Annotated in this window: 9 protein-coding genes; 5 read left to right on the forward strand and 4 right to left on the reverse strand. The window is 70.5% G+C overall.

The annotated features are described in order from the left end of the window. Window positions 1-82: 82 nt before the first annotated feature. Complete coding sequence (locus ACNPQM_RS13735) at window positions 83-1,312, reverse strand: acetyl-CoA C-acetyltransferase (protein WP_358857144.1); 1,230 nt, start codon at window positions 1,310-1,312, stop codon at window positions 83-85. A gap of 99 nt (window positions 1,313-1,411) precedes the next feature. Next, window positions 1,412-2,323, reverse strand: a complete 912-nt coding sequence (locus tag ACNPQM_RS13740; protein ID WP_358857143.1) for a LysR family transcriptional regulator — start codon at window positions 2,321-2,323, stop codon at window positions 1,412-1,414. A 290-nt stretch (window positions 2,324-2,613) separates the two neighbouring features. Here ACNPQM_RS13740 and sigJ point away from each other — a divergent pair, with 290 nt between their 5' ends. The 3 genes from sigJ to ACNPQM_RS13755 all read left to right on the forward strand — a co-directional run bounded on the left by sigJ (window position 2,614) and on the right by ACNPQM_RS13755 (window position 6,277). Beyond that, on the forward strand, window positions 2,614-3,591 hold the full coding sequence (gene sigJ / locus ACNPQM_RS13745; RefSeq protein WP_418084200.1) for an RNA polymerase sigma factor SigJ: 978 nt from the start codon (window positions 2,614-2,616) through the stop codon (window positions 3,589-3,591). Between the two features lie 17 nt (window positions 3,592-3,608). Further along, a complete protein-coding gene (locus ACNPQM_RS13750; protein WP_418084201.1) occupies window positions 3,609-5,720 on the forward strand; it encodes an MMPL family transporter in 2,112 nt (703 codons plus the stop codon). A 161-nt stretch (window positions 5,721-5,881) separates the two neighbouring features. Beyond that, window positions 5,882-6,277, forward strand: coding sequence for a VOC family protein (locus ACNPQM_RS13755; RefSeq protein ID WP_358857140.1), 396 nt, complete (start codon window positions 5,882-5,884; stop codon window positions 6,275-6,277). Here ACNPQM_RS13755 and ACNPQM_RS13760 read toward each other — a convergent pair. Both ACNPQM_RS13760 and ACNPQM_RS13765 read right to left on the reverse strand, forming a co-directional pair. After that, entirely contained in the window at window positions 6,214-6,957 is a 744-nt protein-coding gene (locus ACNPQM_RS13760; protein WP_418084202.1) for a helix-turn-helix domain-containing protein, read from the reverse strand. The genes ACNPQM_RS13755 and ACNPQM_RS13760 overlap by 64 nt on opposite strands. A gap of 29 nt (window positions 6,958-6,986) precedes the next feature. Further along, window positions 6,987-8,174: a YihY/virulence factor BrkB family protein gene (locus tag ACNPQM_RS13765; RefSeq protein WP_418084203.1), complete on the reverse strand. Its 1,188-nt coding sequence runs from the start codon at window positions 8,172-8,174 to the stop codon at window positions 6,987-6,989. Between the two features lie 17 nt (window positions 8,175-8,191). Here ACNPQM_RS13765 and ACNPQM_RS13770 point away from each other — a divergent pair, with 17 nt between their 5' ends. Together ACNPQM_RS13770 and ACNPQM_RS13775 are read left to right on the forward strand one after the other, a co-directional pair. Continuing rightward, window positions 8,192-9,829 carry an acyl-CoA dehydrogenase family protein gene (locus ACNPQM_RS13770; protein WP_418084204.1) on the forward strand — a complete coding sequence of 546 codons (1,638 nt, stop codon included), beginning with the start codon at window positions 8,192-8,194 and terminating at the stop codon, window positions 9,827-9,829. Between the two features lie 234 nt (window positions 9,830-10,063). Continuing rightward, window positions 10,064-10,651 (forward strand): GNAT family N-acetyltransferase, encoded by a 588-nt coding sequence (locus ACNPQM_RS13775; protein ID WP_358857136.1) that lies wholly within the window; start codon window positions 10,064-10,066, stop codon window positions 10,649-10,651. Window positions 10,652-10,769: the final 118 nt, after the last annotated feature.

The following is a 10,769-nucleotide window of genomic DNA, read 5'->3' on the forward strand; positions in this document are numbered from 1 at the left end:
GTGCCCGGTACGGAGACCGCCACCGTTGCCTGCTCGTCGTGATCGGGGCGCGGAACGGCCGATCGGCGGCCGTGCGTGCGTGTCAGGCCGCGATGCGTTCGAAGACGGCGGCAAGGCCCTGTCCGCCTCCGATGCACATGGTCTCCAGGCCGTACCGGGCCTCGCGCCGGTGCAGCTCGCGGGTCAGCGTGGCGAGGACGCGGGCGCCGGTGGCGCCGACGGGGTGTCCCAGGGAGACTCCGGAGCCGTTGACGTTGATCCGCTGCTCGTGGTCGATGTCGCCGAGTCCCAGTTCACGCGTGCAGGCGAGCACTTGGGCGGCGAAGGCCTCGTTCAGCTCGATCAGGTCCAGGTCGGCCAGGGTGAGTCCGGCGCGGGCCAGGGCCGCACGGGTCGCCGGGACGGGCCCGATGCCCATCGTCGCGGCCGGGACTCCGGCTCGCGCGAAGGAGACCAGCCGGACCAGCGGGTTCAGCCCGAGGCGTTCGGCGGTCGCCGCACTCGTCACCAGACAGGCGGCGGCCGCGTCGTTCTGACCGCTGGCGTTCCCCGCGGTGACGGTGGCGTCCGGGTCGGACTTCACCATGATCGGCCGCAGCGCGGCGAGCTGTTCGGCGGTGGTGTCGGGGCGGGGGTGCTCGTCCGCGGTGACGGTGGTCTCACCCTGCCGGGTGCGTACGGTGACGGGGACGGTCTCCGCGTCGTACCACCCCTCCGCCGCGGCGCGGGCGGCGCGGCGCTGCGAACGAAGCGCGAGGGCGTCCTGGTCGGCGCGGCTGATGCCGTACTCCCGCCGCAGGTTCTCCGCGGTCTCGATCATCCCTCCGGGGACCGGGTGGTTGACGCCGCCCGCCGTGACCCGGCCGCGCGCCAGCGAGTCGTGGAGCTGCAGGCCGGGGCCCTTGATGCCCCAGCGGCCGTCGTGCGTGTAGTAGGGGGCGGCACTCATCACGTCGACGCCTCCGGCGATCACGACCTCGCTGAAGCCGGCCCGGATCTGCATCGCCGCGTCTAGCACGGCCTGCAGCCCGGAGCCGCAGCGGCGGTCGATCTGCGCACCGGTCACCGATTCCGGAAGCCCGGCGTCAAGGGCGGCGACCCGGCCGATGGCGGGGGCTTCGGCGGACGGGTAGGCGTGGCCGAGGATCACCTCGTCGACGGCGGCCGGGTCGACGCCGGTGCGGCCGACGATCTCGGTGATGACGCGTGCCGCGAGTGCGGCCGGCGTCTGCTGGGCGAACGCCCCGCCGAAGCGGCCGATGGGTGTGCGCAGCGGTTCACATATGACGATGTCGAGCTGCTGGTCGGGCACGGCGGGACCTTCCGGTGGCGAGGGTGTGTGCCGACCTTCGCACCCCACGACTGAGTCGGTCCAATACCCACTTCGCCCTGATTCAAGACGCTCCGCGTCTCAATCGGCTGCGGCCGGGGGCGCGGGCGTGGGCAGGGCGTCCTCCGCCACCGCGAGTACCGCCCGTAGAGCGGCGGACGGGTTGTCGGCCCGCCAGGCCAGCGCCGCCTGGAGCCGGATGGACGGCCCGCAGAGGGGCCGGTAGACGAGCCCGTTCTGCTGGATGTGCTGGACGGAGGTGACCGTGAGCGTCACGCCGACGCCCGCGGCGACGAGCGCCAGGATGGTGTACGAGTCGGGGGCCTCCTGCACCACACGCGGATTGAACCCGGCCGCCTCGCAGGCCCCGACCATCGCGTCCCGCACGGTGGAGCCGGTGTCGGCCGGGAAGGAGACGAAGGGCTCTTCGGCGAGGACCTCGATGGGGACGCTGTCCAGCTGGGCGAGCCGGTGGTCGGAGGGAAGTGCGCACACCAGCTCCTCCTCGTCGATCACCCGGTACGCCACGCCGGGCTGGGTCACCGGCAGCCGGACGAACCCCAGGTCGAGCGATCCGTCGGCGACCTTGCCGAGGGCGACATTGGCGTACGTCTGCCCCTTCATGACCAGTTCGAGTGCGGGGTGGGCGGCGCGCACGGCCCTCGTGAGGAGCGGCAGCGTCCCGTGGCTGGAGGCGCCCGCGAAGCCGATGCGGACCCGCCCGTACTCGCCGCGCCCGGCGGCCTTGACGGCCCGTACCGCGGTGTCGAGGTCGTCGAGGACGGTCCGCACCGGCTGCAGGAAGGACTCCCCTGCGCTGGTGAGCCGTACCGACCGGGTGTTGCGCTCGAAGAGCTGGACACCCAGCTCCTTCTCCAGCTGGCGGATCTGCTGGCTCAGCGGCGGTTGGGCCATCTGCAGCCGCTTGGCGGCCCGGCCGAAGTGCAGCTCCTCGGCCACGGCGACAAACGAGAACAGATGACGCAGCTCCATACCCGACCTTCCACTCACCCGCCCCACGACCCGATTCATTAATCGGCCGTCTCAATGCGACCTTAATTTGGTACTGGCCAGCAATCAATGACTGCTGCCGCGGCGGGACGACGCCTCGCACGCGCAAGCAGAGGAGCACGGGGGTCGCGACGGACGGCAGTCGTTAGGACGTCACAGGTGACATTGCAAGTCATCGATGTGATGTAGATCGCATTTCGGCGATGGGTGTCACACTCCGGGTGCCGCCATCGCTCCCATTCCGGAATGCACCCGCGACGGAAGGCCCTTCGATGTACCACCCCCCGCCGGACCCACAGGCCGCCTCATGCGAAGGCAGCCCGCAGGAGCCGGCGTCAGATCCGGTGGCGAGCACCGCGACACAGATGTTCCACGACCACCGTGAGCTGCTGTTCTCCATCGTCTACAACATGCTCGGCAGCGTCGCCGACACCGAGGACGTGTTGCAGGAGACGTGGCTGTCGTGGACGGACAGAAACCAGGCGCCGAGCGCGGAGCCGATCGGCAACCCGCGCGCCTACCTGGTGCGCATCGCGGTGAACCGGGCCCTGGCCCACCAGGCCACCATCAGTCGTCGCCGTGAAACCTACGTCGGGCCATGGCTGCCTGAACCGCTCGTCAGCCCCCTCACCGACACGTCCGTCCCCGGCAATGCCGCTGACGCGGCATTGCACGCCGAGTCGGTGTCGATGGCGCTGCTGGTGATCCTGGAAACCCTCACTCCCCTGGAACGCGGGGTGTTCGTCCTGCACGAGGTGTTCGGCTACGCCCACACCGAGATCGCAGAAATCCTCGGCCGCAGCCCCTCGGCGATTCGCCAGCTCGCCCATCGCGCCCGAGAGCACGTCCATGCCCGACGCCCCCGCTACGAGCCCGACCCGCACGTGCAGCAGCAGGTGACCGAACGGTTCCTGGCCGCCGCGCTCGGCGGCGACCTGGACGCCCTCCTGCAGACCCTGGCGCCGGACGTGACCCTGTGGGGTGACGCCGGAGGCAAGGGCAGAGCACCGGCGGGCCGGCGGCCGCTCCACGGCCGGGACAAGGTCGCGCGCCTGCTCGCCGCAGCCGCCCCCCACTCCGGCAAGGGCCTCGACATCGCCTACCGCAGCGTCAACGGCGACCCGTCAGCACTGCTGTTCGCCGGCGACACCCTCTACGCCGTCCTCGTCCTCGACCTCACCCCGGACGGCGACCAGGTGAGCGGGATCTACGTCGTCGCCAATCCCGACAAGCTCTCTCACGTCGACTGAAACGCCGAGGAATCCACATGGTGCGCAAAATGGCGGCCCTGCCCAGTGGCAGGGTGGCGAAATGGGTCATCCTCGCCCTCTGGGTGGCCCTGCTGGTCCCGGCCCTCATGCTGGCCGGCAAGCTCGGCGACGTCGAGGAGAACGACAATTCGGCCTGGCTGCCCAGTAACGCGGAGTCGACCAAGGTCGTCGACCGAGCCGAGAAGTTCCAGCCTGCCGATACCCTGCCCGCGATTGTGGTCTACGACCGGCCCGAGGGCATCACCAATGCCGACATGGCCAAGGCCCGTGCCGACGCCGAAGCCTTCAAGGGCATCGCAAACGTCGTGGGGCAGCCACAGGGCCCGTTGAAGGCCCAGGACGGCAAGGCCATCCAGACCGTGGTCCAGGTTCACAAGGACAAGTCGGGCTGGGACGGGATCGGCAAGGTCGTCGACGCGATGACCAAGGCCGGCGAAGCGAACGCGGGCGGTCTCGGGTTCCACGTCACCGGACCGGCCGGTTACGCATCCGACTCGATCAAGGCCTTCAGCGGAGGCGGCGGCCTGACCACGATCACCGCGTTGGTGGTGGTCGTGATCCTGCTGCTCACGTACCGCAGCCCGTTGCTGCCACTGCTGCCACTGCTGACCGTGGGCGTAGCCCTGGTCACGTCGGAAGCGGTGATCTACCTGCTGGCGAAGAACGCCGGACTCACCGTCAACAAGCAGACCAGCTTCATCCTGACCGTGCTGGTGTTCGGCGCCGCCACCGACTACGCACTCCTGCTCATCTCGCGATACCGGGAGGAGTTGGGGCGGCACGAGGACCGGCACGAGGCGATGGCGGAGGCCCTGCACCGTTCCAGTCCCGCGATCATCGCCAGCGCCGCGACCGTCGCGGTCAGCCTGATGCTGCTGATGCTGGCCACCCTCAACTCCACCAAGGGGCTCGGGCCGGCCTGTGCCGTGGGCATCCTCGTCGGGCTGCTCGCCATGGTCACCCTGATGCCGGCCCTGCTGGTCATCTGCGGCCGCTGGATCTTCTGGCCGGTGAAGCCGTCGTACGGATCGGCGGTGGCGACCGACGCGGGCCTCTGGACCCGGGTCGGCACCGCCGTCTCCGGCCGACCGCGGATCGTGTGGATCGGCACCGCGCTCGTCCTCGGCGTCATGGCGATCGGGGTGTTCGGGCTCAAGGCCGACGGGCTCTCCGCCCAGGACCAGTTCACCAACAAGCCGCAGATGGCCGTCGGCGAGGAGATCCAGTCCAGGCACTTCCCGGCCGGGTCGGGCGACCCCATCTACGTCGTGGCCGAGGCCGCCTCGGCGGAGCAGGTGAAGACCGCACTGTCCGGCGTCCCAGGAGTCGCTGACGTCTCGGCGCCGATGGTCAAGGACGGTGAGGCCATCATGCTCGGGGAGCTCGAGGACGATCCCAGCAGCACGGCCGCGATGCGCACCGTCGAGCGGGTCAGAACCGCGGTCCACAGGATCGAGGGGGCGGATGCCCGCGTCGGCGGCAACACGGCGATCGCTTTCGACGCGCAAGAAGCAGCCGCCCGTGACTCCAAGGTGATCATCCCCATCGTGCTGGTCGTGGTGTTCCTGATCCTCACGCTGCTGCTGCGGGCGATCGTCGCCCCGCTGCTGCTCATGGCGACGGTGGTGCTGTCGTTCGGAGCGGCCCTTGGCGTGAGCAGCCTGATGTTCAACCACGTATTCCACTTCGCCGGGGCGGAAGCCTCCTTCCCGCTTCTGACGTTCGTGTTCCTGGTCGCCCTGGGCATCGACTACAACATCTTCCTGGTCACCCGGGTGCGCGAAGTGACAGTGCTGCAGGGCACCCGGCGCGGCGCGCTGCTGGGCCTGTCCACCACCGGGGGTGTGATCACCTCAGCGGGTCTGGTGCTGGCCGGTACATTCGCGGCCATGGCCTCGCTGCCACTGGTGTTCGCGGCCGAGCTCGGGTTCGCGGTGGCGTTCGGCGTGCTGCTGGACACCATGATCGTCCGCTCGGTGCTGGTCACCGCGCTGACCCTGGACGTGGGTCGGTGGATGTGGTGGCCCAGCAGACTGTTCAGGCATCACGACACCCCCCAGCCGCCGGTGGTCGAGCCCAGCCTCGAACCCGCTCTCAGGGGTATGTGACAACCGTTCGGGACCGGGGCGGATCAGCGGACGCGGCCGTCGAGGAGCCCCCTGGTCCTCACCGAGAATCCAGGTCTCCCGCCCCGACGCCCCAGCAGCCGGACAAGGGGATGACCGATTCGTACAAGACCCGTGGCGCGTGTCCGTTCTACGTTCGGACCATGACTCCACGAATCGACGCGATCGGCATCACGACCGCGGATCTGGCCGCATCGCTCGCCTTCTATCGCCGGCTCGGGCTCGACATTCCGGCCGGGGCGGATTCCGCACCCCATGTCGAAGTGACCCTGCCGGGCGGGCAGCGCCTCATGTGGGACACCGAGGACGTCGTCCGCTCCTACGACCCCGAGTGGTCCGGTACGCGGGGCGGCGACCGGGTTGGGCTCGCGTTCCGCTGCGACGGTCCGGCGGAGGTGGACGCGGTGTATGACGATCTGACCGGCGCCGGGTACCAGGGCCATCTGAAGCCGTGGGACGCCGTGTGGGGGCAGCGTTACGCGGTGGTCCTCGACCCGGACGGCTGCGCGGTGTCGCTGTTCGCCAACGCCTCGCAGTAGGCGGTCAGGGTCGTGCCGGCCAGTTCGCGCATCTCCCGCGCGAGATGCGCCTGGTCGGTGCAGCCCGCCGCGAGCGCCGCCTCGGCGTACGGCGCTCCGGACCGTACGAGAACGAGCGCGCGCTGCAGTCGCAGGATCCGGGCCAGAGTCTTGGGCCCGTAGCCGAAGGCCGCCAGGGAACGGCGGTGCAGTTGACGGGCGCCGAGACCGGCCGTGTGCGCGGTGTCGGCGACGGACCGGCCCCGCGCCAGCTGGACAGCGACGTACCGCATCAGCGGGTCCGCCGGTCCGGTCTCGGCCGCCCGCCGCAGTGCCACGGACTCCAGGGCTGCGGCGGGGTCGGCGGCATCGGCGATGCGCTCGGCGAGTACCCGCACCTGGGCGGCCCGCCACAGATCGGCGAGCTCGACCCGCTGGTCACGCAGTTCGTCCGCCGGTACGCCGAGGAGCGCCGGGGCGGTGCCGGGGGCGAACCGGATGCCGGTGAACCGCCGGCCGGTCGCCCCGGCGGGCTCGTACGCATGGGTGTCGGGCCCGGCGACGAGCAGTCGGCCGTCGATCCAGAGCAGGTCCATGCAGCCATCGGGCAGTACCGGTCGGACAGGCCCCTCGGGGACCTGCCGGGTCCAGACGACCGCCCCGCCGAACCGGGACTCCCACTCCTCGTACGTGTCGGCCATTCTGTGAGCCCCTCCAAGGGCTGTCCCCGCTACGAACGGGACTCCCGGGACCTCTTCGTCTCCCGCTCCGCGTCCTTGGCCGCGTCCTTGGCCGGGTCCTTGGCGCTGTCCTTCTCACCCCTCGGCTGCAGCAGCCGGGACTTCACATCGTCCGGCGGCAGGAACCGCGACCACCGCTCCGGGAACTCGGACGGCATATAGGGACTGTCACCGTCCTCGTCGCACTCCGCCTTCGTCCGCGCCACCAGCTCCGCGGCCTGCGCGGCCCGCGCCCGGTCGTTGGCCGCACGTGCCGCCGCCGTCGCCACCGACGGCCACACCCGGTCGATGGCAGCGTTGACCGCCGCCCCCACCAGTACCGCGAACGCGGAGATGCCGATCCACAGCAGCACGGCGATGGGGGCGGCCAGCGACCCGTAGATCGTCGGCCCCTCGACCGTACTCGTCAGATAGATCCGCAGCAGGAAGCTGCCGACCACCCACATGGCGAGCGCCACCAGCGCGCCCGGCATGTCCTCTATCCACGGCGACCGGACCGGCACGGACACGTGGTAGAGCGTCGTCAGGAACGCGATCGTCAGCAGTATCACCAGCGGCCAGTACAGGACGCTGATGACCTCCGTGCCCCACGGGATGAACTCCACGACCCGGTCGGGGCCGACCACCAGCAGCGGCAGCACGACCGCGCCGAGCAGCAGCGCGACGATGTACAACAGGAAGGAGAGCAGCCGCGTCTTGACGATGCCGCGCTGGCCGTCGAGGCCGTACATCACGGTGATCGTGTCGATGAAGACGTTCACGGCGCGGGACCCGGACCAGAGCGCGATCGCGAATCCGATCGAGATGACATCGGGCCTGGCACCGGTCGTGACGTCCGCCAGGAGCGGTTTCGCGAAGTCGTTGACACCCCGCTCGGACAGGACCGTCTGCGCCGCGCTGAGGATATTGCGCTCGATGGAGGCGACCGTGGTGGTACTGGTCCACTCGTCGACGTACCCCAGCAGTCCGATCAGGCCGAGCAGCAGGGGCGGCAGGGACAGCAGGGTGAAGAACGCCGCCTCGGCCGCGAGTCCCAGAATGCGGTACTCCATGCACGAATTGACGGTGTCCTTGAGCAACTGCCAGACCATCTGCCGCTTGGATACGTTGCGGTAGAGGACTCGGGCCCGGTGGAGCCGACCCGGTGGCCGCTCGGGTGTTTCATTTGCTGCCTGCACATCCTTACCGTATCCGCATGGCAGCCACCACCCACACCGTGTCCAATCAGGTCCCGCCGCTGGTCGGCTACGACGTCTTCGCGGCCGACCGCGCGCTCACCGAGGCCGTGGAGCGGCATCTCGCGCCCGAACGGCTGGCGGGGGTGCGCGAGGAACTGCACGACCTGGGCCGGGCCGCGGGGTCCGCGCAGGTCCAGGAGTGGGGCACGCAGGCGAACGAGAATCCGCCGAAGCTCCGCACCCATGACCGGTACGGGCATCGCATCGACGAAGTGGAGTTCCACCCGTCCTGGCACCGGCTGCTCGGGCACGCGGTCGCCGCCGGGCTGACCGATGCCTGGGGGCGGCCCGGCGGGCATGTGCGGCGCGCGGCCGGGTTCCTGGTGTGGACACAGGCCGAGGGCGGGCACGGCTGCCCGCTCTCGATGACGCACGCGGCGGTGCCCGCGCTGCGGACCGATCCGGAGCTGGCCGCCGAGTGGGAGCCGCGCCTGACGTCGCCGGTGTACGAGCGGGGGCTCCGGCCCGCCGCACAGAAGGCCGGTGTGCTCTTCGGAATGGGCATGACGGAGAAGCAGGGCGGCACCGATGTGCGGGCGAACACGACACGGGCCGAGCCGCTGTCCGCCGACGGCGAGTATCTGCTCACCGGGCACAAGTGGTTCTGCTCGGCGCCGATGTCCGACGGCTTCCTGGTGCTGGCGCAGGCACCCGACGGGCTGACGTGCTTCCTGCTGCCCCGGGTGCTGCCCGACGGCACCCGCAACGTGTTCGCGATCCAACGCCTCAAGGACAAGCTGGGCAACCGGTCCAACGCGTCGGGCGAGGTCGAGTTCGACGGGACGTGGGCACGCCGGGTCGGCGAGGAGGGACGCGGGGTCCGCACCATCATCGAGATGGTGGCGGCGACCCGGCTGGACTGTGTGACCGGTTCGGCGGCGCTGATGCGGCAGGCGGTCGCCCAGGCGGTCCACCACTGCACGTACCGCAGCGCGTTCGGCGGGGTGCTGATCGAGAAGCCGCTGATGCGGAACGTACTGGCCGACCTGGCGCTGGAGTCCGAGGCGGCGACGGTGCTGGCACTGCGGCTGGCCGCCGCGTACGACGCCGGTACGGAGGCGGAGGCCGCGTTCCTGCGGATCGCGGTGCCCACGGCGAAGTACTGGGTGACGAAGCGGTGCACCCCCATGGTGGGCGAGGCACTGGAGTGCCTGGGCGGGAACGGTTACGTCGAGGAGTCCGGGATGCCGCGGCTGCTGCGCGAGGCGCCGCTCAACTCGATCTGGGAGGGCTCCGGGAACGTACAGGCCCTGGACGTCCTGCGGGCGCTGCAGCGCGAACCGCAGGCGCTGAACGCGTTCCTCCAGGAGGTCGGCAGGGCGCGCGGTGCCGATCACCGGCTGGACGGGGCGATCAAGGACATGCTGACCGAGCTCGCCGATCTGAACGGGATCGAGGCGCGGGCCCGCCGGCTCGTCGAACGGATGGCGCTGGTACTGCAGGGTTCGCTGCTGGTCCGCTGGGCGCCGCCGGAGGTCGCCGACGCGTTCTGTGCGTCGCGGCTGGGCGGGGACTGGGGGGCGGCGTTCGGGACCCTGCCGCACAGCCTGGACCTGGCGTCGATCGTGGAGCGCGCACGGCCCGTCGCCCACTGATCCGCCCGGAAAAGCGACGGAGGGCGGTGCTGCGCCGACACGGCACCACCCTCCGTGCTGTGCACACCGAGCCATGTGATCCACCCGGAGCATCCGGCCGATCTGCTGCCGCACTCGACGGCTCCGATGGTGTTCAGGGCCCGGACGACGGGGTGACCGGCGAACCGGAGTCCTCCAGCCCATACCGCGGGACAGGCTTTGGCCAGAGCTGCACGGCATGATTCCCTGACAGCCATGAGCAACACGGAACGCACAGCCGCCGCCGAAGTGACCGTCTGGTCCCTGGAACAGACCTCCCCCGACGACCTGCGGCCCGCCGCAGCCCCCGAGGGCGACATCCGGATCGTACGGTCGGCCGTACCGCTGCCCGAGTTCAGCCGGTTCCTGTACACGGCGGTCGGGGGCGACATCCAGTGGACCGACCGGCTCTCGATGACGTACGCGCAGTGGCAGGAGGCGCTGGACAGGCCCGGTGCGGAGACCTGGGTGGCGTACGAGAACGGGACCCCGGCCGGGTACATCGAACTGGACCCGCAGGACGAGGGCGTCGTCGAGATCATGTACTTCGGACTGATCCCGGCGTTCCGCGGCCGCCGGATCGGGGGCCATCTGCTTGCCTACGGGGCCGCGCGCGCCTGGGACCTGGCGGAGCGCTGGCCGGAGCGGACGCCGACGAAGCGGGTGTGGCTGCACACCTGCTCCAAGGACGGCCCGCACGCGATGGACAACTACCTGCGGCGCGGGTTCCGGCTTTTCGACACGAAGGTGGAGCTGGAGCCCGAGGTGGCCACGCCGGGTCCGTGGCCGGGGGCGCAGCGCTAGGGCGTGTTTCGAAAGGAGCGTCGTCCGCCCGTAGGGCGGGCCGGGCGGCGTCTGGTGCGTGCGATCGCAAGGCGGAGGGTCGCCCCCATAACCGGCGGTTAGGGGCGCCCCGACAACG

The organism is Streptomyces sp. NPDC056231, from assembly GCF_048270745.1.
Taxonomy (GTDB): Bacteria; Actinomycetota; Actinomycetes; order Streptomycetales; family Streptomycetaceae; genus Streptomyces.

What these genes read in the sequence shown, in the direction of transcription:
- ACNPQM_RS13740 (WP_358857143.1), bottom strand. Translation starts at nt 2,323, where the DNA reads ATGGAGCTGCGTCATCTGTTCTCGTTTGTCGCCGTGGCCGAGGAGCTG.
- sigJ (WP_418084200.1), top strand. Translation starts at nt 2,614, where the DNA reads ATGTACCACCCCCCGCCGGACCCACAGGCCGCCTCATGCGAAGGCAGC.
- ACNPQM_RS13750 (WP_418084201.1), top strand. Translation starts at nt 3,609, where the DNA reads ATGGTGCGCAAAATGGCGGCCCTGCCCAGTGGCAGGGTGGCGAAATGG.
- ACNPQM_RS13755 (WP_358857140.1), top strand. Translation starts at nt 5,882, where the DNA reads ATGACTCCACGAATCGACGCGATCGGCATCACGACCGCGGATCTGGCC.
- ACNPQM_RS13760 (WP_418084202.1), bottom strand. Translation starts at nt 6,957, where the DNA reads ATGGCCGACACGTACGAGGAGTGGGAGTCCCGGTTCGGCGGGGCGGTC.
- ACNPQM_RS13770 (WP_418084204.1), top strand. Translation starts at nt 8,192, where the DNA reads ATGGCAGCCACCACCCACACCGTGTCCAATCAGGTCCCGCCGCTGGTC.
- ACNPQM_RS13775 (WP_358857136.1), top strand. Translation starts at nt 10,064, where the DNA reads ATGAGCAACACGGAACGCACAGCCGCCGCCGAAGTGACCGTCTGGTCC.